Below are 25524 nucleotides of genomic sequence, written 5' to 3'. Positions count from 1 at the left end.
GGATCTTTCAATCGCTTAGACTTGGGTTGATCACTCTAACAAAGCGATGGAAATGGAGTCAAGGCAACGGTCGAGGATGTGGTCGAACGAGAGAATAAATTACCCCCTATGGTATCCACAGTCGAATCGATTACAATGCGCAGGTACGACCGCACCAGAAGTCCTGTTTCGGTTAGGGCATCACGGCGGAGCTCTTGTGTCTGTTCGTCAAAGGCCGCTCATCGTCAAAGACATGATCTGCTATCGATTGGACCCTTAAGATCACGTATCACTTCACGTGCTTCAAACAAAGGTGACCAACCCATGAAAATGTTTCAGGTCAGACAGACCATCACATACGATTTGACACTGGCTGCGGGTACGGAGCAGGAGGCGATCTTGAAGGCGAAGGGTATTCCATTGACTCAATGGACCGCTGAAGCCGACGAGATCACAGCAGAGATGCTCGACGAGACAGACGAAATCGATGATTACTGATTTCCTGACTGGCGGTTGGTCCACCTATGGGAAAATAGAGTATGCCTCTTTCTGACACCGTTCGTGCTTCGCGTCTCTGTCTACTTCTGATGATACCCGTGCTGACTGGCACGGCGGCAGCTGAAGACAAGGGACCGCACCTGAGCCACGTGACGCCCTCGGACAAGACATTGGACAAGAAGACCGAGGAGCGGGGTCGGTATCTCATCAAGATCGCCGGCTGCAACGACTGCCACACCACCGGCTATGCAGACGCGGCTGGGAAGATACCTGAGCAAGACTGGCTCAAAGGAGACTCGATCGGTTGGCGGGGCCCCTGGGGAACGACGTATGCGAGCAATTTACGGCTCTACATGCACAATCTCTCGGAAGACCAGTGGATCCAGGTGTCACGCGCCGTCGAGTTTCGGCCCCCGATGCCGTGGTTTGTCCTGCGCGAAATGACGGATGAAGACCTGCGTGCCATCTATCGGTTCATCAGAAATCTTGGGCCAGCCGGAAAGCCAGCACCCAACTTCCTCCCACCAGATCAGGAACCGCCCACTCCCTATATTCTGTTTCCGTCCAGTGAGGAGACGTCGAAATAAATCACCCCCTCTATAGGGCTTGAGACAAGACGCCCACAGTCTTAAGGCACAGCCCACACCCGAGGCACCGGCACATCTACATCGTACCGGTGCATCAACTAACAATTAGAATATAGGAACAGAAGACTGAACTGATCCCCTTCTCCCTTCGTTCCCTACTGACTTTTCTTGTAGACGACTAATCCACCGACGAGAATCGCGAGCATGATGACTGCAAACATAACGAGTGTGTCCATGGCTAGCTCCTTTCGTTCGTATCATGATCCCGATGTGTGTCCCAGCGTACCGCCCCATCTTGGGACTCCGCCCAAGAAACACGATAGACTATAAAGGCATGCCCCCCCCCCGAACGGAGAATCTCCACGCCGCAAGACGACCTATACCCGTCGCCTATCTCTCTACCGAGAGGGATCAGGCCGACTGAAAATGTGTGAGTGTATCTGACGAAACACCCGCCTAAGACTGGGCGGGCTGATGTGATCCGGTGGACTCAGGTCTTCCATCACCACCTCCTCCTGGCTCTGTATAACGTTAGCGCCTGTGTACCCTGACGGATATCACTTGCTTATTGTCATGCAGTCTCTAGAAGTATTCTTTCCTTACTCCTCTTCAATATTCCCTGTCAATATGAGAATTCTTACGAGTTCGTTGGAGACGAAGCAGGAGGTCTGCCCATCAAAGAATCGCGAGCTAAGGATTGGTCACCGCTGAACGCGCAGAATAGGTCCAAGAGCCAGCCATTTGGTCGGACCTAGGGCAGCCCTATGGGGGAGATGAGCTACGTACCAGAACACAATGTCTTGCTCTTGGACACCTTGATTGTCTTCGTCATATCCGAGTTGGCCGCGCGCGCCAAAGCTCCAGGGCACATCCTCGCTCACGTTGGCGCGACGGATAGCCACGTCGAAATCGGCAAACTTGTCCCGCTCGCCATCGTCATTTAGTGGAGCATACCCGGTACCGGGAATCACCCAGACCCCGTGGCCGTTCAGTTGATCACGAATCAACCACGTCTTGTTGAGCGCGGGAATCTTGACATCATTTCGCTCATTCGTATATTTCCGCCACCCTGGGCCCCATCCAAGATCCGCCCCGCCGTCTTCATGCACAAAGACTTGGTCCATGCCGTTGCCGTTAACGTCAAAGTCGAAACGCCAATAGGGATGATGATCGTGGTCGGTATTGCATGACAAGCCACGGCTCTGCAGCACTGGACGGATTTCCCCATCCTCCGAGAGATGCCAGGATTGATACAGATGATATTCGCCGATTCGGGCATAGACGCCCACCTCGAGCCACTTCGCGGCATTCTGGGTTGAGCTTTCTAGGCAGACCTTTTGATCACCGCAATTCAGGATTGGAACCAGATCCTGCCACCGCAACCGGTCCTGGAATGGTCCGCATCGCCCGCTATCAGCACGCGAGCCGAACCACGTGAACGGATTCCACCACACCCGCTCCTTGACGTACTTTACACGCACGACGGGCATGCTTGCCTTGGCAAGGATCAGTTCATCGGCATACGTCACGTTTCGCAGTGCGAGCCCGGTGTTATCGCGAACCTCCCAGTCGAAACTCCACGGCCCCCAGGTCACGTGTTCAGACTGTGTCTCGGCGAAGGCTGTTCCCAACCAGGACAGCACGCAGAGCCACAATACAGCGATGGAGCAAATTCTTTTCATCACCCTCCTCTCACGAGCGAGGCGGCTCTTCACCGGCCTCGAGAACCTTATCTTCTGTGAGATCAACCACCGCCCAATATTTGGGATCACCGCCCTGTCCCTCTGAAAACGTGATCCATATCGTCCGATGGCCGTAACCTGGATCATTTCGAAAGAATCCTTGATCAGGCTGCATGAGGAGTCCATGCCCTTGGAGTTGGTCGACTTTACCGACCAGGCGTGGATCCGTTTTGGCTAATTCGATGCCTCGTTGCACATCCTGTTGCCCTTCCGGTGGTTGATACCCCTCACGCCGGGCTACACTGAGAACACCTGATTTCTTTGCACGAACCTCGACAGCCGCGTTCTGACTATAGCTGTAATACACAAGGCGAACGAGGCCTGTGGTCTGCCGACAGCAACCAAATGTGATTTTTCCCTCCGGTGGAATCCGGTCGGCGTCGATGAAAGCCCAACGGCTCCCAAGTTGCAGGACGACACCACGGTCGTTCTCGGCCACCGTTCGGAAGGTCGCCACCTCGTCGGCAGTCAGCACGACCGATTCATTGGCGGCCCGCTTCACAGCTGTCTCGCCAGAGGCACCAACCATTTTGGGTTTATGGTGCCCAGCGGTCTCTTCACCGGTAAACTGAAGACTGTGAAGAAAAGGAACCGCCTCAGGCAACCTGGCCTTCTGCACTGCGGTTTCCGGATCCTCAGGTCCAAAGGGACCGCGAGAGCCGGCATCCAGTGTGCATCCACTCCCAACCCCCACAACCATGCAGAGAAAGAGCGCCTGTCGCATGGATCGACCTTTCACACCCTCACACCGCCAATTTCCCGGCAATTCCAATTGCAAGCCTCGAAACACGCGCGGCAGCCTTAATGACCGCAGCTCGCTTCTTACGAGATGCCGCGTCGAGAACCGCCTCTCTCATCAACTCTTTGTAGGTCTTGATTTCGTCCGTGCTGAACGGGACGACCTGGGCAATCGTCTCATTATTGAAGGTATTGGCCAGCTGCACATAGAGATTAGAAATCTCTGCCGCATAGATTCCGCGACGAAGAGGGTCGTTTTTGTAGGTCTCAAACTTTTTTCGCAGCGCCGCGACTGCTTCCAGGAGCGCCTTTTGACGAACTCTCGTTTCATCACTTTTCCCAACCGCAAATTCCACGGCACCGAGCTGATCGACCAAGATATTTGCTTCTTCACGAGCATGGTCTACCTGACCCGACAAATCGCTGATCTCCTGATGCGCGCGCTCGGCAGTCTCCATCAACTGTTTGATCAGACTGTCGTTGTCTTCCAGAAAACCTACGACCCCCGCGATACTGGTTTCCATGGCGGTGCCTCCTCCTATTGCCCGTCATCTTTCTTCAGGTTATCCAGAAGGTTCACCAAGTCGGAGGTCAACATCTGGGCGCGTTGCAACGCGGGCGCGCGCACGATACGCGCGCCCGTGACTTCTTCCAACGCATCATTGAGAGTTCGTGAGTGGTTGACTATCTCCATGATACGATCCGACTGTCCTGGAGCCTGTTCGATCAACGCAGATACAAACTCAGGATCGACCGATGCGAGCGCCGATTTCTCAGCATAGCGTCTCAATTGGGCATGGAGCGCCGCCGTCTTTTTCCAGGAGTCGTTCAAGGCATTGGCGGCCTCGCGCAAACCGCAGAAATCATCCTCAAATTGATCCCACACAGCCTTTTCCAATCCCTGATAATCAGTCAGATAGATCTGACTGACCAGATAGGCCGCAGCATAGGCAGCCTCGCCTTTTTTACTCGCAATATTGCGATAGGACGAGAGGACAAATTGATGTTTGGTCTCGTGTGTCCGCAGGGACTTGAAGGCTTCGTGCAACTCAGTGCGGGCCTGTTCTAAGAACGTGATGCGTTCTTCCGTCTCTTTTTGAAAGAGGTCGATGTTTGTCTGAGCCGCGTCGATTTTCACGCCTTCCTTGTGCAAAAGATCGCGCACGGCATCACTATGAATCGAGTTGCAACCCACTACGCTCATGAGAACCAACCCGATTGCCAAGGTTGCAGCTTGTCGATTCATCATCTTCTGACCTCCCCAGCGAACAGGACATGCCGCATCAGCGACGCAGCGTTCTCATGGCCTCGGTAAGCGATTGCACGTCATTGCGGGATACGGTGACGTCGATATCCAGGTATTGTTTGATGATAGCGTTGATCCGGCGCACCGCCTCGACGTTCCTGCGGTAGTGATCGAACGCCGCCACGTCCATCGTGGAGGACGCTGCCGAATCTTTCTCGACACGCTGTTCCACTCGCCCAATCAACTCAGGGAGCTTCTGGAGGAGCGTGTTCATATCTGCGGTGCCGGCATGAAAGACCACCTGCCCCGTCGGCCCTTTTCGCTCCGGAAGATGTTTGAGCCGAATGTCGTTGATCAGCGCGATCACCTCTGGCCCCAATAGATCCGCATCATCGCCTGCTAAATCCGCATCGCCGACGTCTGTCAACTTCGGATTTGTCGTGGCCCATTGCAGCGCAAGATTGAGTTTCAGTCGAGTTTGAACATAGCGATACCAATGGTGATGGCGCGAGGTAACCTGCTGAACCAGCTCGCGGTATCCCTCCATCAACTGCTCGCTCTCGAGGTACGCCTGGTCCTTGGCGATGAGGGCTTGTTTCACCTCCGGTGGAGTCACACACCCGGTGAAGACCAAACTCACGGCGGCAAGGAGAATGTGCGGCGCTTTCATAGTGGTGCCTCCTTCTCGACTCACGCCCGGAACGAGCATGAACGAGAACGCCACGTGTCCACGTCTTGTGAAATATTGGAACGCGAATTCAGCCTAGCGAGGGGAACCGTCGATTGCAAGGGGAATATCAGGTATTTTTTGATTTTCGTGCGCGCGAGGCCTATACCAGCCAGTACAATCCAGTAGCATTACTAGGGGAGCCCTCGGATGATTTCTTGGTAGTAGGCCTCGATCATCGCCGACCGAGCCTGCTTCTCAATCAGGACTTGCCGTTGATCGAAGGTGTTCGCGCAGTATAGGTAGGAGAGGTCGCCGCTCGTGCCACGTTCAACATGCACTTGTCGGCCGTTCGATTCTTGGCGAGTGGCCTCCTGCACGGCGACACGATCCCTCAATTCTTCCCACACGCCCTGAGCCGACGGCCAATGATTTTCATACAGCGGTCTCCCAGGATCGTTCATGGGCTGGGCCATATCTTGAACAAACGGGGAGCCTTCGTCTTCCTCAGGTCGTTCATCCCAACCGGATGATGCATGGGACCGTCGATGCACAAGAAAGAGAGGCCCATCATCCACCGCTTCTTCAATAGAACGATAGTGAATGGGCTCCGCGGGTCCAACGAGTCCGAATCCCCTCCTCGATACGGCTCGTTGGAAGGGTACACGCCTGGCGAGTTGCCTTGTCTTCTCGCACAGGATCATGCGGCCGTTCAGTCGCAAGGCTTTGCAGACTCGATCAAGCCTGATCCCAAGCCCGGTCCGCTGCTCAAACGCGGATTGCTGCGACGGATCGGGCTTGCGCTCGAACGTGCGCCAACTGCGGCTTGGAAGTCCGGGGTCGTACTCGGACTGCATCAGCACATGAGTAGCAATCGCCAGATCATAGGATCCCGGCAGAGAATCGGTCTCCGCATCGACACAGTCAAATCGAACGTTACCTATACCGAGCTCGCTTGCCTTTCGCTGCGCGACCGCAATCAAGGCGCGAGAACGATCAAGTCCTACGAACGTCTTTTCGGGACACTGCCGTGCGTAGAAGGTCGTCAGGATGCCGGGGCCGCAGCCGAAATCGAGAACCGTCTCCGCTGAGACGAGCGATGCGCAGATCCGACGCCCCATTTCCTCATAGTAGTCGTATCGCTGGCTGTAGAGGACAGGCAAGATCGTCGGCCGCGCGGTGAAATCATAAAATGCGATTTCATCATGCCGATCGCCGCTTCGCTTTTGTTCAGCCTGGCGGGTGAGCTGCGCGAGACCTCCCGACGACCATTGTTGTCGTTGCCAGGTAAAGTAGTCGTGGTCCGACGTGAAGTGCTTGAGGCCCCACCAGGCGAGATGATCGTGAATCGCTTCTTGGGACGAATCAGTGGACATTGTACCGCGCCTGCTCAAAACGGTTCCAAGCAAGGCCGCAAGGAGTGAGGACCACGAGGCGTACGCGGTGAAGGTACGTTGAGTGGTTCGAATGACTGAGAACGAAGCTGGGGAACGTTTTCAGTAGGCGCTTACGGCCGTTTGAGCATGATGGCATCAAAGTAGGTATCCGGAACCGGATGCGGCAATCGGAGTTGCCCCATCCCACAGGCTACGTACTTCTCGCAGGTCAATTGCTCCAAGCCGATCGGACCTTTAGCGTGCAACTTCCCCACGCTCAGCCCCAGATCGGTTCCCATCCCGAATCCGTCACCCGCGTGAAGCCGGGTCGACGCGTTCACTAGTACCGCACCGGCATTGACCTCTCGCGTAAACCGCATAGCCGAGTCATAGCGACTGGTGGCAATCCCGGCGGTAAGACAGGGGCCATGTGTCTCAATGTGCTGCAAGGCCTCACTGAGATGTTCCACCATTTTAATGGCGAGAACCGGACCGGCAAATTGTGTCTGCCAGTCACCGTCGGTAGCTGGGACGATGGCTGTATGACCTGTCATCGCCATCTGCCCCATCAGCGCGACCGTCTTGGGGCACGCGCGTACTTCGATCTTGAATTGATCCAGCAGTCGATTGATCAATGGAGGCAAGAACTGTCGTCCCACGACCTGCTGCACAAGTAACGTATCGAGCGCGTTGGCAGCCCCCGTCTGTTGCACCTTTGAATTGATCACCAGATTCTGCGCCATGGGAAGATCGGTGTCTTCATCAATATACAAATGAGTGAGCCCGCCGTCATCACAGAGGATTGGAACCTTGACTTGCTCTGCAGCGGTTTTCCGCAAACCGGGTCCGCCTCGCACGATCATGGCATCCAACCCTTTTCCAGCTCGCATCAATTCGAGCGCCACTTCCTTTTCATCGCGGTCAATGAGCACCCATGCCCCTGGTGGCACGCCACCCGCTACCGCCACATCCTGCAACCGAACGTCAATCGCCTGATGCGTCCATCGCCATTCCCCAGCCCCGCGAAAGATGCACAGGTTACCCGACTTGAGACAGAGCGCGATCGATTCCACCATGATAAGCGGGTTCCGCTCCGAGATCACCCCGATGACCCCGATCGGTACCCTTACCCGTGACACTTGCAGCCCATCAGGACGCTCCTGTCTGGAAGTCACGAGTCCGACGGGATCCGGCAGATCGGCGATGAGATGCAGTCGATCTGCCATCTCCTTAATATGGTCGGCCGTTACGCGCACGCGCGCGACCGCAGCCTTGATCCGATTTTTCGCATCGGCGCTGTCGAGAGATTTTCCTAAGGCCTCAATATCTTTGGCGTTGGCCTCCAGAAGGGGCGATTCATCAGATAAGACCCGGTCAGCCATGGCATGAAGCGTGGCCGACTTCACCGCACCAGAAAGACGAGCCACCTCCAGCGACACTTTTCTGCTATTCTTTAAGAGCTTGTCGATATAGAGCTTATTGGGGATTTCTGGCGGCATGGGAGATGGTAGTCTTCAAATATATCGTGCAACGATTCATTGCATTTCCTTGCGAGACCCTGAGAAAATACGCCGGGTTCGTCGCGGACTATATCACGCATTTTCTTAGCAGGTAAACTCTGTACCGCCGTTAACGTTTCGCCGAAGCCAATTCGGGCACGATGGTCACAAGTCAGTTGGTGGCGAACAGACTCGCGGGTTGTACGATCGAAAGGAGGACCGATGCGGTCTGAGACCCCTCAGGATGGACGCGGTTTCCATGTGATTCTCTGTGTGTTTACGGCAATCGTACTGGGGGCCTGTGCGGAGCTGAAACCCATGAAACCCGTGGAACCTCCGACGCAAGCAACCTCCGAACAAGCTGCTGAGCGAGAACGAGAAAGCCCGGCTCCCAAAGTTGTGCAAGCCCGTCCTGACGGGAGCAACCCGCAACAGTGCGTAGTAGATTTCGACGATGAGGGCGCGTTGAACCGTATCCTCGCCCAGGCCAGAGCCACCGTCGCCCATAAAACAGGCCGATCACCTTCCGGCCAGCTACAGATATGTGATCCGTCCAAGCATAATGACTGCTGGACCTACCGGGAACGCTGTTCCAAGTACGATGTCAACGTCGATAGCATGGGACAGGCGCATTTCCATCTGAGTATGGAAACCGGTATCGAGTGCTATACGTTGCCGAGTCCGGGAGACGGCCTCGGGCGGGGCTTCGGGAGGCTGATCGAGTGGAAATGCACCAATGTGGATTGGGCTAAGACTCCTCGGGTTCTCTCCTCGCATGACCTCAATCAGTGGATCAAGATCTGGGTCACCGACGCCGAAAACCATGCGCCCGCCTATTTCGACATGGAATCTATCCGCATCTTGCCGGAGACCTCGATCCAAATATGGTTCCGAAAACGCGATGGAACCTGGTGGTATTGGCCGGAGCTGAAGGCGGACCGCAACTGGAATATTCGCGAATGGACGCGAGATGTGTCTGAGGTGCGGCTACGAGGGACCAGAGCAGGACGTGCCAGTTCCTATGTGATTGGTTCGTTTGTCGTTCGAGACTAACAGGGTGTTACAGCGCCGAGTGCTGACTGGGTTCTCACCTCGCAGCCGATACACGACTCGGAGCAAATCAGGTAGATGCCGACCGACGCTTTTCTTCTCGGGCCAGCATGGTAGCCAACCAGGCCCAAACTCCCATCAAGGGAACCACCGCCCAGGCGATGTGAGTCGTCGTCGCGCCAAAGGCTTTCAAGGCCGTCACGAGCCAGGCCGTCGACGTGTCACCACCGCGTGAGATGGCCGTATCGATGAAGTTCTTCGCTTTGTACTTTTCTTCACGACTGACGACCGTGAACAGCACTTCGCGTGCCGGTTTTGAGAGCGCGTACTCTCCCATTCGGCGCAACACCGAAAACACAACATAGACCGCAAGGGTCGGCCACAAGGCGATTCCCGCAAATCCGATCAGACTGACGAGCGGAAGAAACAGCAGCGGCGCGATTAACCCGAATCGGCTGACCAGTCGTCTTGTGATGAAGACCTGCGTCAACCACGTGAGTAGATTGGTTGTAAAATCCAGCGAAGAAAAGAGCCGCGTGCGGGCCTCCGGCTGGTCGAGATAGTCGGAGACCAAGCGCGTTTGCTCAAGATACAGGAACGTAGCGGTCATGGTGAGAAGACTCAGGTAGCCGCAGATTCCGAGCAAATACGGCGAGGAGAAGGTCAGGCGAATCCCGGCAAGGAACCCTCCCCCAAGCGGGTCACCCGCTTGGGGCCGATGATGGTCGGACCGTCCACGCCCCCATTGTTCAAGCCGGTAGATGCAACCCACGCAGAGGGACAGAAAGACCGCTGACGCCAACATGAGCACAGGAACCGAAGCTATGAAGGTGAGACCCGCCGTCAGGAGCGGGCCGACCAGAGCCCCGCTGCTTCCACCTGCCGCGATGACTCCGAACAGCCTGGCACCCTGCTCCGGGGTAAACAAATCGGCCATGAAACTCCAGAAGATCGACACGATGAACAGATTGAAGACCGACAACCAGACAAAAAATCCACGGGCCACCCACTCCGGTGACACCTGACTCGTCATGACCACATAGAAGGCCGCCAGATTGGTGATGAAAAAGGTGTAGACGGTCAACAGCAGCCGATAGCGTGAACAGCGCGCCGACAGCCATCCGAACAGCGGCGTGACGCAGAGCATGGTCAGGAAGGTTCCGGACATCATCCAGGGAAGATTGTGCAACCCCCCTTCAATAGCCATTTCGTCACGAACGGGACGGAGAATGGAATACCCGCAGAGGAGACAGAAAAAATAGGCGAACGCCCAGGCCAAGGGAACAAGCTCTTCCCGTTCAGCTCCGAGCCACTCGGCGCAGCGAGTCAGACGTGGTGTATCAGATTCGGCCATGCCTCAGCACTGTATCAGTTATCGTTTCGCCTGTACGTACTCTATCTGCTAGAATGCCGAAACCATGGGGAATTCCCTGGAGGGAGCACGCATGATCGACCTTCGGAGCGACACCGTCACCAAACCAACGGACGAGATGCGGAAAGCCATGGCGCGTGCCGAGGTCGGTGATGACGTCTATGGAGAAGACCCCACCGTCAATCGTCTTCAGGATATGGCAGCGAACATGCTCGGCAAGCGTTTCGCACTCTTCGTCCCGTCCGGCACGATGGCGAATCAACTCGCCATCCGATCACAGACCCAGCCGGGACAGGAAATTATCGTGGACAGCAAGAGTCACATCGTCCGTTACGAGCAAGGGGCTGCGGGCGCGTTGGCGGGCGTGCAACTCCATTGGATCTACGGTGAGCGCGGCGTCATGTCTGCAGAGCAGGTCGAAGCGGCTATTCGACCGAACGATCCCCACAACGTCACGACAGCGCTCATTTGCCTTGAGAACACACATAACGCCGGAGGCGGCACGATTTATCCGCTCTCCACCATCGAGCGAATCCGTGCCATCGCCGTCCGGCATGGAATCCCCATGCACCTCGACGGAGCACGGCTGTTCAACGCCGTCGCCGCCACGACGCTGCCGCCGACGGTGTATGCCCAACACTTTGAAACCGTGTCGATCTGTTTATCGAAAGGCCTCGGGGCTCCGGTCGGATCCCTCTTGCTCTCAAACGACCAACAGGTCATCGATCGCGCGCGCCGCTTCCGTCGGATGTATGGCGGCGCCATGCGCCAGGCCGGCATCATCGCCGCCGCCGGGATCTACGCGCTCGAGCGGCATGTCCCCCGTCTGAAGACCGACCATGAACATGCGAAGAAACTTGCACGCCTGCTGCAACAAATTCCCACGATCCAAATTGTCCCTCAGCACGTGGAGACCAATATTATCATTTTTGACATCATCGACGAGCGCCGCACGTCCACTGAGCTGGTGACTGCGCTCAAAGAGCAGGGCGTCCTCATCAATGCGCTGGGTGGAAACACGTACCGAGCGGTGACCCATCTGAACATCGCCGCGAAACAGATCGACGAAGCCGCCGGCATCTTTACCAAAGTCCTCTCGCGGTGACCCTTCCACATTGACAGCTTCCTCCTCTATCCATAGAATGCCGGAAGAAGATGTCAGCGACTGATTTCTGCTCCTGTTCATCTGGCGTCATCTCAACAACGAGCCAGATTGGGAATCTGTCCTTCGCCATCAGGGGATATTCAGAACCTGTGATAATGATCATGCCGAGACTGTCATGGACTCAGATACCGCGATAAGCTCCCCCTCTCGGGAAGAACTGAATGCAGAGCTGCTGGAGGTCCCTGAACCGCCGGAACAGCCCGAACTTCCTCCACCACCTGGATTTGAGGACAACCTCGAGGTCGTGTTGCGACATGTGAAAGGCCGACGAGGCGGTGATTTGGTAGGGGTCCTCCTCGTCGGATCAGGCGCACGGAAGGCGATCACGCCACACAGCGACATCGATGTGATCGCCCTTGTAAAGGGCGAGGCCGACCACCACGAAATCCTCCGAGTCGGCGAACGACTTGCGGATATTCGCTATCATGGGTACCAGTCCGTGGAAGACGATCTCGCCTATTCCCTCCGGCTTCCCTCCCTGCTTCGAAAGGGTCGGATTCTCTACGACCACGACGGTATCTGCGCCACACTCCTCGAAAAAGTGCACCAGCGGTTCCGTCAAGGACCGCAGCAGGCTTCCATCAATGAACAGATTCGGCTCAAGGCCCAATGCTATCACCAGCTCGGAAAAGCCCAGGATCTTGCAGAGAAACCTGGAACCGCCTACTACCTCTTGACATTATTCTATGAAGATTGCATCTCGGCATTCTTTCGTCTGAGAGGGTTTTGGTTGGTCGCACCGGTGGATATCCATCGATTCATGTTTTCACGTGAACCGGCACTTGCAGACCTCGCTGGGCAATTCCTCACAGCGACGACCCTCCCCGACAAGCTCAACTTTGCCAGGCAATTTGCCGATCTCCTCTTTAAGGATGTCCCGAATCCTGCTCGGATCGACTGATCACGGGGATGCACGCCACCGGTTGCCTCTGCATACGGAGCGTATTTCGTTTTCAACTTGTGCGAAACCGAGCCTGCCCGTACAGTACTCAACGAGCACCGGATCTTCAGCGACCATCATTCATACGAAGGAGCGCTTATGGAACTGGGATTTGTCGGCTTAGGCAAAATGGGCATGAACATGGTCATCCGTCTGCGGCGCGATCAGCATCGCCTGGTCGTCTATGATCGATCCACCGAGCTGATTCAACAGGGTGAAGGCCACGGATGTGTCGGATCGTCATCCCTTGCCGACCTCGTGAGTAAGCTCAGCGCACCACGTGCCGTTTGGATCATGGTTCCGTCGGGCGCACCCACGGAAGAAACCGTGTCGTCCGTTGCTGCGCTGTTGAGCCCCGGTGACACCATCATTGACGGAGGAAATACTCGGTTTCACGACGATGTGCGGCGTGCCGCCGAGCTCAAGAACAAGGGTCTGCACTATGTGGACGCCGGGACCAGCGGCGGCATTTGGGGGCTGACGATCGGATACTGCCTGATGATCGGCGGCGAAGAATCGGTCGTCCAGCGGCTTGCCCCGGTCTTCAAGACTCTCGCTCCGGAAAACGGCTGGGCCCACGTCGGAGGCGTCGGTGCCGGACACTATGTCAAGATGGTCCACAACGGCATTGAGTACAGCATGATGCAGGGCTATGCGGAAGGGTTTGAGTTGATGGCGAAGAGCGAGTACAAACTGGACTTAGCACGAGTCGCCGACCTCTGGATGCATGGGAGCGTTGTCCGATCCTGGCTCCTGGAGCTCGCCGCAGGCGCACTCAAACAAGACCCCAAACTGGAGCACCTGAAAGGCTATGTCCAAGATTCCGGCGAGGGCCGCTGGATGATTGCCGACGCCATCGAGAAGGATGTGCCGGTTCCGACCTTAACCACGGCCCTGTTTACTCGGTTTCGCTCACGGCAAGACGAATCGTTTGCAGAAAAGATGCTGGCGGCTCTCCGGAATGCCTTCGGAGGTCACGCCGTACGGCGGTGACGCTCGAATCAGAATAATCTGCAGGGGACTTGTTCGATCACATGGCGCTTGGCCGACGACAAGTCAACGGATCGATATTAGCCCTGCAAAGGAAACCCTTCCTCCTGTGGAGCCTTGCACACTTGTCATTTTTGGAGGATCTGGAGACCTCGCCAAACGACGTCTCATTCCTGCCGTCTACAACCTCCTCCTCGACGGTCTCCTCCCTTCAAACTATCTGGTCTTGGGGCTAGGTCGAACCTCTATGAGCGACGAAGAGTTTCGCGCCACGGTCCGCGAAGGAGTCGTCAAGCATTCCAGGCAGGCTTTGATCGACGACACGTGGAACAGGTTTTCCGAACACCTGTTCTATCTGTCTGGGGAAAACGACGACCCTCAAACCTATGCGCGCCTTAACGCGCGAGCTGAAGAACTCGAGCAGAAATTCAAGCTCCCGGGCAATCGTATTTTCTATCTCAGTATTCCCCCCAGTTCGTTTACCGCCGTCTGCGAAGGCCTCGCCCACTCCGGTTTGGCAGGCACCCCAGGCGCTCGCTCCCCCTATACCCGCATCATCGTAGAGAAACCAGTCGGTCGGGACCTGACTAGTGCCAAAGCCATCAACGAGGTCACAGGCCGCGTCTTCGACGAATCACAGATTTTCCGGATCGATCACTACCTGGGGAAAGAAACCGTTCAAAACCTCATGGTCGTACGCTTTGCCAACAGCATTTTCGAGCCGATCTGGAACCACAAATATGTCGACCATGTCCAAATTACGGTGAGCGAAGCGGAAGGCGTCGGCACCAGAGCCAGCTATTACGAAGAAGCCGGTGCGTTACGCGACATGATTCAAAATCATTTGCTGCAGTTGCTCTGCCTCGTTGCAATGGAACCGCCCTACTCCCTCGATCCGGACGTCGTGCGAAACGCCAAGATGGAAGTGCTGCGCTGCTTGCGGCCCATTACAGTGAAAGATGTGGAGAAGTGCACCGTGCGCGCCCAGTACACGGAAGGGAAGGTCCACGACACACCGGTCCCCGGCTATCGACGTGAGAAAGGCGTCAAGCCCGATTCCACGACCGAGACCTACGTGGCCGTAAAATGTTTCGTAGAAAACTGGCGTTGGTCCGGAGTTCCCTTTTATTTGCGGACGGGGAAAGCGTTGCCGCTACGAGCTAGTGAGGTCGCCGTGCAATTTAAAGAGATCCCGCAGATCCTCTTCAATGCCAATGCACAAAATCCTCAAGCCCCGAACGTCCTAGCGTTGAAGATTCAGCCGGAAGAAGGGCTCTCGTTCCGCATCGTCTCTCGCGTGCCAGGAACCCGCGCTCAGACGCATCCGGTTGAAATGGATTTCCAGTACGGGGAGGTGTTCGGTCGACCATCACCAGAGGCGTACGAGCGCCTCTTGCTCGACGTGATGGCAGGAGACGCCTCCCGCTTCATGCGGCGTGACGCCGTCGAGGCCTCCTGGGCCTGGATCACCCAAATCCTCGAAGCCTGGGAAAAATCCGGCCAACGCTGGCTTCCCGAATATCAAGCCGGCACCTGGGGACCGGTCGAAGCCGACCGCCTCATCCAAAATGACGGCCGCACCTGGCGGGTGCTCTAGCCTCCTTCATCACGCGGCTAGACCATGTCAGGAAATCCTCGACCACCTCGTCCCACCGTATCCATCTCGATACACTGAATTATCGAAAAGGATTCACCCCCTGGGTTCCCTCTCCTCTCAAGTCCTCACAACACTTTGATATCAAAACCACTCCACGTAGAACCATCCTGGCCTACTCCTTGCTCCATCCCCGCTGAGGAGCGGAAGAGCGTCTTGGCCGTGCGGAGAGGAGACCAGATGAGAACGTATTCTGTATTCACAGGCTTGGCACTCACGTCGATCATCGGTTGTTCCATGCCTACAGTGTTTGTACCGGATATTCCCATGAATCCCCCCGTGCAGGAAGTCCGCTGGCTCGAGCAGGGATGGTCCCGTGATGAACGGTTCTGGTTTCATCACATCTCTCAAGGCACTGCAACCCTTCCAGTTCCCTACAAGTGGTTCTTGGCACTCGAACAACCTGAACTTTCTCTCCTGAGTCTCCCAGGCCTATTCTCGGATCGAGGCTATTTGAGTCGATACGGCTTTATCCCCAGTCCCCAACAGGTGGGAACCCGTACGACGCATCACGACAACTATCTCTCGTTTTTAGGAAACCCGGATGGGTTACCGGTCGGGTTCAGCAAGCTGCCCGCTGCTCAAGATCCAGTCACCGGCGCGATGCAACCAGACCAGCTTGGATTTACCTGCGCGGCGTGTCACACGGGGCAGATCGAATACCGCGGCACCAGCCTCCGGATTGATGGGGCGCCTGCAATGACCGACCTTGGCACGTTTCGTCATGCGCTCGGCCTGGCCTTAGCCCAGACCGACACCGTACCTGGTCGATTCAGGCGATTCGCAAGGCGAGTCCTGAGTGAGGACCACACGGCTGAACAAGCCGCACAGCTCCAAGGCCAACTGAAAGCTCTGCTTGCCCGCATCCAACAGCTCAAGACGATCACCGACACCGTAGCCCATCAGAACGTCGAAGAGGGCTTTGCTCGGTTGGACGCCATTAATCGAATCGGCACACAGGTGTTTTTCACCGATCTACTGGGTGCGCCTGGGTTTGATGCCAGAGTCAATCTGGCCGGCAACAATGCGCCGGTCAACTTCCCGCACATTTGGGATACCTATTGGTTTACATGGGTCGAATATGACGCGTCGATTCTACAGCCGATGTTCCGCAACGCAGGCGAAGCGCTAGGCGTTGGCGCCAAGATCAATCTCATCAATCCTACACAGCCGCTGTACAAGTCCACAGTCGACATTCACGAACTCCATGAGATCGAACAATTGCTGGCCGGCAAGAATCCGCATTCCGGAACGCCTGGCTTCAAAGGCCTCCGCGCGCCCGTTTGGCCGGAGGACATTCTGGGAAGCATCGACCAAGAGCGCACGAAGCGCGGTCGGGCTCTGTATCAGGAGTTGTGTCAGAGCTGCCACCTCTCACCTGTGAATGAGGATGCCTTCTGGACACATCAACGCTGGCAGCAGCCGAATGCTGCCGGCGAGCGATATCTCGATTTGGTCGAAATTCCAGTCGCAGAGATCGGGACCGATCCGGGTCAAGCCAAACTCTTAGGAGAACGTCGAGTCACGCTTCCCTCCTATCTGGGTATTCCTGGAACACGGAACGACAATAGGGCTCTCGTCGACGGAACGTTTGGGCAGATGCTCGCCGCGGTTGTCGATAAAGCAACCACAGCCTGGTACGACGAACACCACATCTCGGCCGCCGATCGAGTCCGCATGAACGGCTACCGTCCGAATCTCCTCCAGACCAAGAACATTTACAAGGCACGGCCGCTCAACGGGATCTGGGCGACCGCCCCGTTTCTTCACAACGGCTCGGTCCCCACAATGTATGCTCTACTTTCGCCTGTTGCAGAGCGGCCGAAGGCCTTCTGCCTGGGAGATCGCGAGTATGACCCAATACACATCGGGTATCGCACGGAATGTACGCGAGGAACCTTCCGGCTTGACACCTCTATCCCCGGCAACCTGAACACCGGTCACGAATTTAAAGATGGACCGCCTGGCCCAGGCGTCCTGGGACGAGGACTTAGCCGTCAAGAACGGCTTGACCTGATCGAGTTTCTCAAGAGCCTGTAATCGATTCGAACGGAACAACTGGCACCATGGTAGGTCAGGATTCGTCGGGAACCGACGTGACGGGGGTTCTTGAGTTGGATCTCCTCAGCGGGGTCTCACAATTCTGCTATCTGCTTCAGGATCTCGTTCTTCTTCCCAATTCCCCCAATGAATTTTATAAATTCACCGTTTCGATAGAACGCGAGGGCTGGGAGCGACACGACTTCCAACTCAGCAGGAATCTGAAAATTCTCATCGACATCCATGGTCAACACATGCACCTGATCGCCGCATTCCTTCTGTAACTGTTCCAGTCCTCTCATCAAGACCTGACAATGGCCACACCCCGGCTTCCAGAACTCAACCAAGACTGGGACCATCATGCCCCCGACCACTCGATCAAACTCTCGATCGGTCACAGCTTGAAGAATGGTACTCATGTCGATGTGGATCGAGCCACTAGCGGTTGTAGAATCTGAGCGACCATGTTGGCGAACAATTGATATCCGGCCGTGGTCAGATGAATCCCGTCGTTCGAATAGATCGCCGCCAACTGGCCGCTCTCCGGCTCGGCAGTGGCGGTGAACAGATCGACGTGCCCGATGCCCTTCGAGTCAGCATAGTCCCGGATGAGTCGGTTTAGTTCGTGTCGCTTGGCAAGAAGTCCAGCAATCCACTCCCGTCCTTCACCACTTTCCAAACCATCCTCTACGCGGATTGACGGAATGGTCATTGGAATCGGTAGGCTGCCCATCGCAAGAGTTTGTTCATACATCTTGACCAAATTGCGTATGATGTCCGATGGAGACGTGTTCCATCCCAAATCATTCGTTCCTCCAAGCAGAGGCACATAGGCCGGTGCATGCCTGAGGACGTCGCGCTGAAACCGCATGACCATCTCACTCGTCGATTCTCCGCATATTCCACTCGTTCGAACCTCTGCCGCATCACCCAAAGACGACTGGAGAAACCTCCCGTAGGGAGTCTCTGCTCCAGTCGGATTGTCCCTGGTCGGGGACTGAAACCCGGCAGTCAAACTATCCCCGAAGCAAATCACCAGCGTTGATCGATTCATATCCACCACCTGTAGGCCCAGCGTCTTCTCAGATACCGCTGATGCCGATGAATCTTACTGGTTGGTCTCGCTCGACACAAGCTGCCATGACCGCAGCCAGTGCGTTTCGACCCTGCTGGAGAATGGTGATTTTCTTGACGGATCATTGAACTGCCGGTACGTCTTATGTATGTCGACGCAGCTGAAGTCTACACAGGAGATGATCGCGGCCGCGATGTCTGCACGGGCGGCGGAAGACCCGGAAATCGTCTCCATCAAACGGGTCCTCAAATTATTAGACAAAACGGCAAAATCCAATCGGACCTACGGCTCGACCAACCCCGTCGCCCAAAAATTCTCCCAACAGCTCTTCGACGAGATCAGCACCCACCTGTCCACCTACTCGAGATTGTCCGTCCTGGTTCAACGGAACGAATTGCTCTGTAAAGACTGCGTCGTCTACGAAGCCGAAAAGGAGGGAGGAAGCGAGAACATCGCCTTCAAACTCTACGCCGATGGTGTTCGAGAACTGGCTCTCTTCCAAGATCTTACCCGCGAGGACTTATTTTTCTTTTTGGGTGCGCTGTGGGGGACCTCGACCTCAGACGAAGATGACGACGATATTGTCACACGCATCTGGGCTCGCAATCTCTCGACCATTACGATCGTGACGGCTGAAGATCTATCCAATTCATCAGCGAATAACGATGGTTTTCTTCGTCTCGATGGAAGTATGAGCTCGTCGGATTCGACGCTCCGCGAGTTGTTGGATCGAGAGATGGCTCGCAAGAAGCGATCCGGCGAGTCAGCCGATCCCAAGAGCGGAGGCAGCGGAAACGCCAGTAGTCGCTTTCAATCCGGACTTGCGGGCTACGAGGTCACGGACGAAGAGCTTGAGGCACTGGCCAAGGAGATTGAAGCAGAGAGCAAGCAAGATAACGTGATGTATATCTTCGACATGCTGACGGCTATTCTTGCTTCCGAACGCTCCTCCGCCCTACTCACAAAGCTGTTCTCGCTTTGGAGCAACATCGTCGACTCGCTCTTGCGTCAAGGAGAATGGACCGTTTTGGAGAACGTGTTGGGCTTGCTCCATGAATCGGACGCCGTCCGCCCGGACCTCAGCGATGAACACAAACAACAATTGACGTCGGTCTTCAACGGACTCAGCCGATCGGAACGGATTAAGAACATCGAGCTCTATCTCAACGGAACCGCCAATGCGAACACCGAAGGGCTGTCGACGATCTTGCTTTTAATGACACCCGATGCAGTTCCAGCCCTCTGCACGCTCTTGGCAAGCCTCGAATCATCGAATCACCAAGCCATCGTCGCGGAGGTGCTCGGTGTGTTGGCCAAGGAACAGCCTGAGCCGCTGCTGAAAGGCCTGCTCGACCGCCGACCGATATATGTTCGCAACCTCTTATCGATTCTCATCAAGTGGGATGACCCGAAGCTGATAGAACCGATTGAAAAGCTGATGCGGCACAAAGACGCACGAATCCGCAAGGAGGTTCTGCGAGCCATTGGACTCTTCCGTCCGAGCGGGAATGGTTCAAAACTCGTCACCTGTCTCAACGATGCGGATGAGGGTGTCAGGATTGCAGCCGTGAAGCTGCTCATGTCTGGACAATATACCGTGCCCTTCGACAACTGGAAACCGATGATCGCCGACGATGGTTTCCTGGATCTGCCGATCAGCGAACGCCGCGCTATTTTTCACGCCATGAGAGAAACGTGTGGTGATGAAGCCGTCCCCTATTGGGAAGGCCTCATGACCGAATGGGTCTGGACGAAACGGAAAAAGAAAGAGGAATTGGCGGTCTTAGGTGCAGAAACACTCGGAAAACTAGCGACGCCCACAGCCATCGCCTCCCTCACCGTCGGAGCGAAAAAAGGAAACGCCGCAGTGCGGCAAGCCTGTGCCACAGCCTTGTCGCAAGCCCAACGGCAACATCGCGGTAATCCTTCACCAGGGCCACCCGGTAGGAGCATCGACTCGTGAACACACCGAAAGCACCATCGCTCCAGCCCCCATCGAAAACCGATACCCTCCAACCAATTCTCACACACGAAAAGTCTCTCTCTCAGAAGATCGGACAGGGCTCGGAGGCCGACGATATCCTTGGCCAACAGCTGGTGATGTTGGGCTTTCAGCTCATTACGCAGCTCAATACCCTGATCAAAACGTCGAAGATTCATGGCCGTGCCAATGCGGCCCTCGACAAGCCTGTCGAGGCGATGCTGACCCTTATCGAGACACTCGCTCATGATCAGCCGATCACGGTGTGGCTGCAGGATGATTTTCTATTCCTTGGCAAGCAGCATTTGAAGGTGACCTCGCAGCAAATGCTGGTGGTGTCGAGCATCATCGACTTTTTACGAAAGTGGAGAATCGGTGGCCTGACGTTTTCCCCATCGACCTCGTCCAAGGATATTCGCGAGTTTGCCCATGTCTTCGTCAGCCTTGACTCAACCACCAAATCGATCGATGACTTCAGGGCAGAACTCAAAACCCTCGGTGTCACGACCATCGAAATCAACGATCCCCGGCAACTGAATCTGAGGGAAGATCTGGCTGGCGACGGAAACTCCAAGTTGCGGCACAAAGCCCGGTCGAAAGCGGCCTATGGGAAGGCCTCCGACGCGGTCGGCAACCTGACTCACTCTGTTCGTGAGGGCAAGGGCCTCAGTTTCAAACATGCCAAACGGGCGATCCAAGATATCGTCGATTTGATGATGCAAGACGAGCCCGTCCTGTTGGGACTCACCACGCTCCGCTGTCATGATCAATACACCCATAATCATTCCGTCAACGTCGCACTCCTCTCGATCGCGCTTGCAAACAGAGCGGGATATCCCAAAGTCGAGTTGGCCAATCTCGGACTGGCTGCTCTGTTTCACGATATGGGAAAATCGAATATTCCTCTCGAAGTCCTCAACAAGCCAGGAGAGTTTACGGAAGATGAATGGACAGCCATGCGGAATCATCCCGTAGAAGGGGTTCTCAGCTTGACTCAGTTGCGGGGGATTACCAATCTCCCTGCCCGGATGGCCGCCGCATCGTTCGAACACCATATGAATCTGGACTATTCAGGATATCCCAAGCTCAAGACACCGTGGAAACTCTCGCTGACCGGTCGCATTCTGACGATTGCAGACTGCTACGACGCAATGACGTCCTCGCGGGTTTATCGCCGTGAACCGATGTCCCCCTCGAAAGTCTTGAGCATCATGTCCGGCAAGTCCGGAAAGAGTTTTGACTCGACCCTGCTCAAGCTTTTCGTCAATTGTGTGGGCATTATTCCTATCGGAAGCTTGGTCGTCCTCGATTCTGAAGAATTTGCCGTTGTGCTCCAACCGGCTGCCGACAAGACCGACAGCGAGCGCCCGGTGGTCAAGGTCATCGCCGATGCGCAAGGCAATTCCGTCGACAACGGACGAGAGCTCGATCTGACTGAGAAAGACGACACCGGTGACTACCGGCACAGCATCGTCCGGTTGATCGACAATACCGAGCACAAATTCGACACCAGCCGATATTTCGTGTAACTCGTCCGCTCAAGAACGTTCTGGCAAGCTTCCGCACTTCCCTCGATGGCACTTCGCTTGACAGGCCCAAAGACGATCTTCGACAATGCCTCCGTGGTCAGTCAGATCGTCATCGAACAACTGGAGTTTCGCGGTCGCTGCGGCGTGACGCCTGATGAACGAGCGCGGCCACAGCCGTTGGCGGTCGATCTGGAACTTGATTGTCAGTTCGAGTCTGCTGGACGATCGGACGACCTGCGACATACGGTCGACTACGCCATGGTCGCAGAACGAGTGGTCGAGCTGGGAACGAGCCACGAGTCTCGACTACTGGAAACGCTAGCCGAGCGTTTCGTGGCCACGCTCTTTGATGAATTTCGTGTGGATCGGATCAAGCTCTGGTTGAGGAAACTCCACCCTCCTATTCCCCAAGTCACCAGATCGATGGGTATTACCGTGGAGCGCACCAGGCTTGCACAGCGATTGATCGGAGCGGAGCCTCGCCCAGCCAGCTTTCTTATCCAACAGCTTCCTCGTCTTCCTACGACAGGCAAAGTCCTCGATGTCGCAGCCGGTGCAGGGCGACATACACTATGCTTGGCTTCATTGGGCTACCAAGTTGAGGCCGTGGACCGAGACAGCCACGCCCTCACACAACTGTCTTCAGCCGCTCATGCGCGAAACCTCACAGAGATCACAACACGAACGGTCGATCTGGAACCGCTTCCGCCGCAGAAACCGAATCTCGGGCAAAGCGCCTACGATGTCATTCTCGTCTTCTTTTACCTGACTCGTCCACTTTTCCCCCACATCATCGATGCACTGAAGCCCGGTGGTCTCTTGCTATACGAAACCTTCCTGATCGATAATCACCTCCGATATCAGCATCCGAGACGCCATGAATTCTGCCTTCTGCACAATGAGCTCATCAGACTCATATCTGATCTTCGCGTTCTTTATTACAATGAAGGACCGCACAACGCTGATCAGGATGCAAAATCGGTCTACACCGCACAGCTTGTCGCGCAGAAGCCGCTATCCACTGGACCGTTGACATGAGCCGTTTAGACCTCCATCTCCACACCACCCACTCTGATGGAAGCTGCACCCCAGCGGAGGTGATCGGACTGGCACACCAGGCTGGAGTCACCACCCTGGCGATTACCGATCATGACACCACGAGCGGCATTCCAGAAGCCATCGCAGCGGGTGAACAATATGGGATCGAGATCATTCCGGGAGTGGAGATTAGCTCGCTCATGGGAAGCTCCGAGCTCCATATTCTTGGATACTTTTTCGATTGGCAGGACAACGCCTTGAACCAACGATTCAAGAGTTTGCGAGATAGTCGCCACCATCGCAATCCACAGATCATCGAGCGGTTACGGAGTCTGGGCATCGATATCACCTACGATGAAGTCCGCGCACTCGCAGGCAGTGACTCGGTCGGTAGACCGCATATTGCCAGGGCCCTCATGAACAAGGGAGTCGTCACCTCGGCCAAAGAGGCGTTCGACCGGTTTCTTGGCGACCGTAAAGCCGCGTACGTTCCTCGCGAACTCCCGAGCCCAGCCGACGCCATTCGCTGGATCAAGGAAGCCCATGGACTCGCCGTCCTGGCCCATCCGACGTGGGTGAAACTAACGGATCAGCCGCTTACTGAATTGGTTCGCCGGCTCAAAGCGGACGGACTCGATGGCGTGGAAGTCTACTACAGCACCCACGCGGCGCGGCAGACTCGAGAGTATCTCAGCCTTGCTCAACAACTTGGTCTCCTGGTCACCGGTGGAAGCGATTTTCACGGTCTCACCAAACCCGACATTGAAGTCGGCATCGGCAAGGGGTCGCTCCATATCCCCACTACGCTGCTTCCAAAAATGAAGGAGAAGGTCGCTCACGGGTGAGACGCCCTCCCCGCATATTTTCTCCGATCCGTTGACTCTCCGTCGGTATCCGCTAGACTTTGGAAGTCTTCCGGATCGTCTCATCCATGACCTACCCATCGAGTTGGGCTCTCCAATATCTTCTCGCTGCGTTTATCGCGCTCTTTGCCGGTCCGCTTGTAAGCAATCTGCCCGGCATACAGTCGATCCCTTTCACACTGTTCGGGCTTAGCAGCGGCCAGACCATTCGCCTTCTCATCGGAACTACCGGATTGGCCATGCTTGGATGGTTGTGTCTGCGCGCCTTCCGACAGATGCCCGACAATGGCCGTGGATTCTCTTTCTTACGACGGCTGGTGCTCCCTGTCACGACACTGCTCATGGTGATCGCGGCAGACAAGACCCTTCGGGCGTTGGGACAGTCTTTGATCGTCCACGTCGGCTCCACACGCTATACGGTCGCGCAGGTCGTCATCCTGACACTCACCGGCCTCTGGATCACGATCGCCTGGCTGATGAGTCTTGATGCACTCCAGAGATTCTTCTCGAAACCATCTGCATCGACCGGCCGCACCGACGCGACGACGCTAATCGAGGAAACGCACGACGTCCATGCAGCGGAAGAGAGCCGAGAACAAGAACAGTCGACTGGCCTGCCAAATGCGCCCAGCGAACCTCCTGCCATGCTGGGCCGCTATAAGGTCTTGAAGGAGCTGGGACGCGGTTCCATGGGCGTGGTGTACTTGGGCAAAGATCCAACGATCCAACGGTTCGTGGCCATCAAAACGATGCAGCTCGATGCCATCGACGATACCGATAAACTCCAGGAAGTGAAGGCAAGATTCTTCCGAGAAGCCGAATCCACCGGACGGTTGTCCCATCCAAACATCGTGACGATTTTTGATGCTGGAGAGGAGCAGGACCTTGGATATATTGCAATGGAGCTCCTTCAAGGGACGACACTGAAGGAGTGGTCGAGAAAGCCGAATCTGATGCCGTTCCCAAAAATGTTATCGATTCTGGCGACCGTTGCGGAGGCCATGGACTATGCCCACCAACAAGGTGTCGTGCATCGCGACATCAAACCAGCCAACATCATGGTCACCAACGACAACGTTGTAAAGATCATGGACTTCGGCATCGCTAAGATGGCGACCTTCTCAAAAACACAGACCAATATCGTGATGGGAACACCAACCTACATGTCGCCAGAGCAGATCGCCGGGAAGAAGGTAGATGGCCGGTCCGATATCTTCTCCCTAGGCGTCGTCATGTTTGAACTCCTCACCGGCCGTCCACCGTTTATGGCGGACAATGTGTCGGCTTTGCTGTTTGCGATCGCTCATAACCCCCATCCCAGCCTCAAAGCCATCAGACCCGACATGCCTCCCCTCCTCAAGGCTATCTTGGATCGTGCACTCCATAAAGACCCAGTCCATCGGTATCGCCGTGCCAGCGAGTTCGCCACGGAGCTCCGTTCTTGCGTCGCAGGCTTGGCTGCCTGACGGTGTCGACGCTAGAAGAAGCACGTGAG

23 protein-coding genes are annotated in these 25524 nt (G+C 55.8%); 13 read left to right on the top strand and 10 right to left on the bottom strand.

The genetic code is table 11. The annotated features are described in order from the left end of the window. Positions 1–303 precede the first annotated feature (303 nt). Positions 304–477, top strand: coding sequence for a hypothetical protein (locus IPM58_00715; GenBank protein ID MBK9305636.1), 174 nt, complete (start codon positions 304–306; stop codon positions 475–477). 41 nt (positions 478–518) lie between these two features. Continuing rightward, positions 519–1064, top strand: coding sequence for a cytochrome C (locus tag IPM58_00710; GenBank protein ID MBK9305635.1), 546 nt, complete (start codon positions 519–521; stop codon positions 1062–1064). Positions 1065–1765: 701 nt separating this feature from the next. Here the strand turns inward: IPM58_00710 and IPM58_00705 are convergent. The 7 genes from IPM58_00705 to IPM58_00675 form a co-directional block, all read right to left on the bottom strand. Continuing rightward, a complete protein-coding gene (locus IPM58_00705) occupies positions 1766–2746 on the bottom strand; it encodes a hypothetical protein (GenBank protein MBK9305634.1) in 981 nt (326 codons plus the stop codon). A gap of 10 nt (positions 2747–2756) precedes the next feature. Beyond that, the gene (locus IPM58_00700) at positions 2757–3530 is read right to left on the bottom strand and encodes a hypothetical protein (protein MBK9305633.1); all 774 of its coding nucleotides are present in this window, start codon (positions 3528–3530) and stop codon (positions 2757–2759) included. A gap of 19 nt (positions 3531–3549) precedes the next feature. Next, on the bottom strand, positions 3550–4068 hold the full coding sequence (locus IPM58_00695) for a hypothetical protein (protein ID MBK9305632.1): 519 nt from the start codon (positions 4066–4068) through the stop codon (positions 3550–3552). A 14-nt stretch (positions 4069–4082) separates the two neighbouring features. Continuing rightward, the gene (locus tag IPM58_00690) at positions 4083–4793 is read right to left on the bottom strand and encodes a hypothetical protein (GenBank protein MBK9305631.1); all 711 of its coding nucleotides are present in this window, start codon (positions 4791–4793) and stop codon (positions 4083–4085) included. A gap of 34 nt (positions 4794–4827) precedes the next feature. Continuing rightward, entirely contained in the window at positions 4828–5460 is a 633-nt protein-coding gene (locus tag IPM58_00685; GenBank protein ID MBK9305630.1) for a hypothetical protein, read from the bottom strand. 191 nt (positions 5461–5651) lie between these two features. Next, positions 5652–6833 (bottom strand): class I SAM-dependent methyltransferase, encoded by a 1182-nt coding sequence (locus IPM58_00680; protein ID MBK9305629.1) that lies wholly within the window; start codon positions 6831–6833, stop codon positions 5652–5654. Between the two features lie 131 nt (positions 6834–6964). Continuing rightward, positions 6965–8332, bottom strand: a complete 1368-nt coding sequence (locus IPM58_00675) for a glutamate-5-semialdehyde dehydrogenase (GenBank protein ID MBK9305628.1) — start codon at positions 8330–8332, stop codon at positions 6965–6967. A gap of 222 nt (positions 8333–8554) precedes the next feature. Between IPM58_00675 and IPM58_00670 the strand changes: the two genes are divergently transcribed. Beyond that, the gene (locus tag IPM58_00670; protein ID MBK9305627.1) at positions 8555–9385 is read left to right on the top strand and encodes a hypothetical protein; all 831 of its coding nucleotides are present in this window, start codon (positions 8555–8557) and stop codon (positions 9383–9385) included. Positions 9386–9452: 67 nt separating this feature from the next. On the opposite strand, the gene IPM58_00665 is transcribed toward IPM58_00670, so the two are convergent. Continuing rightward, a complete protein-coding gene (locus IPM58_00665; GenBank protein ID MBK9305626.1) occupies positions 9453–10736 on the bottom strand; it encodes an MFS transporter in 1284 nt (427 codons plus the stop codon). A 91-nt stretch (positions 10737–10827) separates the two neighbouring features. Here IPM58_00665 and IPM58_00660 point away from each other — a divergent pair, with 91 nt between their 5' ends. The 5 genes from IPM58_00660 to IPM58_00640 all read left to right on the top strand — a co-directional run bounded on the left by IPM58_00660 (position 10828) and on the right by IPM58_00640 (position 17543). Beyond that, the gene (locus IPM58_00660; protein ID MBK9305625.1) at positions 10828–11859 is read left to right on the top strand and encodes an aminotransferase class I/II-fold pyridoxal phosphate-dependent enzyme; all 1032 of its coding nucleotides are present in this window, start codon (positions 10828–10830) and stop codon (positions 11857–11859) included. Between the two features lie 175 nt (positions 11860–12034). Continuing rightward, positions 12035–12820 carry a hypothetical protein gene (locus IPM58_00655; GenBank protein ID MBK9305624.1) on the top strand — a complete coding sequence of 262 codons (786 nt, stop codon included), beginning with the start codon at positions 12035–12037 and terminating at the stop codon, positions 12818–12820. Between the two features lie 138 nt (positions 12821–12958). After that, positions 12959–13852, top strand: a complete 894-nt coding sequence (gene gnd / locus IPM58_00650) for a decarboxylating 6-phosphogluconate dehydrogenase (GenBank protein ID MBK9305623.1) — start codon at positions 12959–12961, stop codon at positions 13850–13852. Next, positions 13821–15446, top strand: a complete 1626-nt coding sequence (zwf, locus tag IPM58_00645; GenBank protein ID MBK9305622.1) for a glucose-6-phosphate dehydrogenase — start codon at positions 13821–13823, stop codon at positions 15444–15446. Before gnd ends, zwf begins: the two co-directional genes overlap by 32 nt. A gap of 237 nt (positions 15447–15683) precedes the next feature. Beyond that, positions 15684–17543 (top strand): hypothetical protein, encoded by a 1860-nt coding sequence (locus IPM58_00640; protein MBK9305621.1) that lies wholly within the window; start codon positions 15684–15686, stop codon positions 17541–17543. 95 nt (positions 17544–17638) lie between these two features. Here IPM58_00640 and IPM58_00635 read toward each other — a convergent pair whose 3' ends face one another. Next, entirely contained in the window at positions 17639–17962 is a 324-nt protein-coding gene (locus IPM58_00635) for a thioredoxin family protein (GenBank protein MBK9305620.1), read from the bottom strand. Then, complete coding sequence (locus IPM58_00630) at positions 17959–18597, bottom strand: hypothetical protein (GenBank protein ID MBK9305619.1); 639 nt, start codon at positions 18595–18597, stop codon at positions 17959–17961. Before IPM58_00630 ends, IPM58_00635 begins: the two co-directional genes overlap by 4 nt. Positions 18598–18766: 169 nt before the next feature. On the opposite strand from IPM58_00630, the gene IPM58_00625 reads away from it, so the two are divergent. The 5 genes from IPM58_00625 (at position 18767) to IPM58_00605 (ending at position 25495) form a co-directional block, all read left to right on the top strand. After that, positions 18767–20581, top strand: a complete 1815-nt coding sequence (locus tag IPM58_00625; protein ID MBK9305618.1) for a HEAT repeat domain-containing protein — start codon at positions 18767–18769, stop codon at positions 20579–20581. After that, entirely contained in the window at positions 20578–22128 is a 1551-nt protein-coding gene (locus IPM58_00620) for an HD domain-containing protein (GenBank protein MBK9305617.1), read from the top strand. The genes IPM58_00625 and IPM58_00620 overlap by 4 nt, the downstream gene beginning before the upstream one ends. A 45-nt stretch (positions 22129–22173) precedes the next feature. Then, a complete protein-coding gene (gene folB, locus IPM58_00615) occupies positions 22174–23166 on the top strand; it encodes a dihydroneopterin aldolase (protein ID MBK9305616.1) in 993 nt (330 codons plus the stop codon). Beyond that, complete coding sequence (locus tag IPM58_00610; protein ID MBK9305615.1) at positions 23163–24011, top strand: PHP domain-containing protein; 849 nt, start codon at positions 23163–23165, stop codon at positions 24009–24011. Before folB ends, IPM58_00610 begins: the two co-directional genes overlap by 4 nt. 86 nt (positions 24012–24097) lie before the next feature. Beyond that, positions 24098–25495 carry a serine/threonine protein kinase gene (locus IPM58_00605; protein ID MBK9305614.1) on the top strand — a complete coding sequence of 466 codons (1398 nt, stop codon included), beginning with the start codon at positions 24098–24100 and terminating at the stop codon, positions 25493–25495. Positions 25496–25524 lie beyond the last annotated feature (29 nt).

Source organism: Nitrospira sp. (assembly GCA_016715825.1).
Lineage (GTDB): Bacteria > Nitrospirota > Nitrospiria > Nitrospirales > Nitrospiraceae > Nitrospira_D.
The sequence above is the reverse complement of the archived record's forward strand: the minus strand, read 5'-3'. Positions and strand labels throughout refer to the sequence as shown.

Excerpts from the sequence above, each read along its gene's own strand:
- IPM58_00660 (MBK9305625.1), top strand. The coding sequence starts at position 10,828 with ATGATCGACCTTCGGAGCGACACCGTCACCAAACCAACGGACGAGATG.
- folB (MBK9305616.1), top strand. The coding sequence starts at position 22,174 with ATGGCACTTCGCTTGACAGGCCCAAAGACGATCTTCGACAATGCCTCC.
- IPM58_00715 (MBK9305636.1), top strand. The coding sequence starts at position 304 with ATGAAAATGTTTCAGGTCAGACAGACCATCACATACGATTTGACACTG.
- IPM58_00655 (MBK9305624.1), top strand. The coding sequence starts at position 12,035 with ATGGACTCAGATACCGCGATAAGCTCCCCCTCTCGGGAAGAACTGAAT.
- IPM58_00610 (MBK9305615.1), top strand. The coding sequence starts at position 23,163 with ATGAGCCGTTTAGACCTCCATCTCCACACCACCCACTCTGATGGAAGC.
- IPM58_00630 (MBK9305619.1), bottom strand. The coding sequence starts at position 18,597 with ATGAATCGATCAACGCTGGTGATTTGCTTCGGGGATAGTTTGACTGCC.
- IPM58_00690 (MBK9305631.1), bottom strand. The coding sequence starts at position 4,793 with ATGATGAATCGACAAGCTGCAACCTTGGCAATCGGGTTGGTTCTCATG.
- IPM58_00605 (MBK9305614.1), top strand. The coding sequence starts at position 24,098 with ATGACCTACCCATCGAGTTGGGCTCTCCAATATCTTCTCGCTGCGTTT.
- IPM58_00665 (MBK9305626.1), bottom strand. The coding sequence starts at position 10,736 with ATGGCCGAATCTGATACACCACGTCTGACTCGCTGCGCCGAGTGGCTC.
- IPM58_00635 (MBK9305620.1), bottom strand. The coding sequence starts at position 17,962 with ATGAGTACCATTCTTCAAGCTGTGACCGATCGAGAGTTTGATCGAGTG.
- IPM58_00685 (MBK9305630.1), bottom strand. The coding sequence starts at position 5,460 with ATGAAAGCGCCGCACATTCTCCTTGCCGCCGTGAGTTTGGTCTTCACC.
- gnd (MBK9305623.1), top strand. The coding sequence starts at position 12,959 with ATGGAACTGGGATTTGTCGGCTTAGGCAAAATGGGCATGAACATGGTC.
- IPM58_00625 (MBK9305618.1), top strand. The coding sequence starts at position 18,767 with ATGTCGACGCAGCTGAAGTCTACACAGGAGATGATCGCGGCCGCGATG.
- IPM58_00670 (MBK9305627.1), top strand. The coding sequence starts at position 8,555 with ATGCGGTCTGAGACCCCTCAGGATGGACGCGGTTTCCATGTGATTCTC.
- IPM58_00680 (MBK9305629.1), bottom strand. The coding sequence starts at position 6,833 with ATGTCCACTGATTCGTCCCAAGAAGCGATTCACGATCATCTCGCCTGG.
- IPM58_00700 (MBK9305633.1), bottom strand. The coding sequence starts at position 3,530 with ATGCGACAGGCGCTCTTTCTCTGCATGGTTGTGGGGGTTGGGAGTGGA.
- IPM58_00675 (MBK9305628.1), bottom strand. The coding sequence starts at position 8,332 with ATGCCGCCAGAAATCCCCAATAAGCTCTATATCGACAAGCTCTTAAAG.
- IPM58_00705 (MBK9305634.1), bottom strand. The coding sequence starts at position 2,746 with ATGAAAAGAATTTGCTCCATCGCTGTATTGTGGCTCTGCGTGCTGTCC.
- IPM58_00710 (MBK9305635.1), top strand. The coding sequence starts at position 519 with ATGCCTCTTTCTGACACCGTTCGTGCTTCGCGTCTCTGTCTACTTCTG.
- zwf (MBK9305622.1), top strand. The coding sequence starts at position 13,821 with ATGCCTTCGGAGGTCACGCCGTACGGCGGTGACGCTCGAATCAGAATA.
- IPM58_00695 (MBK9305632.1), bottom strand. The coding sequence starts at position 4,068 with ATGGAAACCAGTATCGCGGGGGTCGTAGGTTTTCTGGAAGACAACGAC.
- IPM58_00640 (MBK9305621.1), top strand. The coding sequence starts at position 15,684 with ATGAGAACGTATTCTGTATTCACAGGCTTGGCACTCACGTCGATCATC.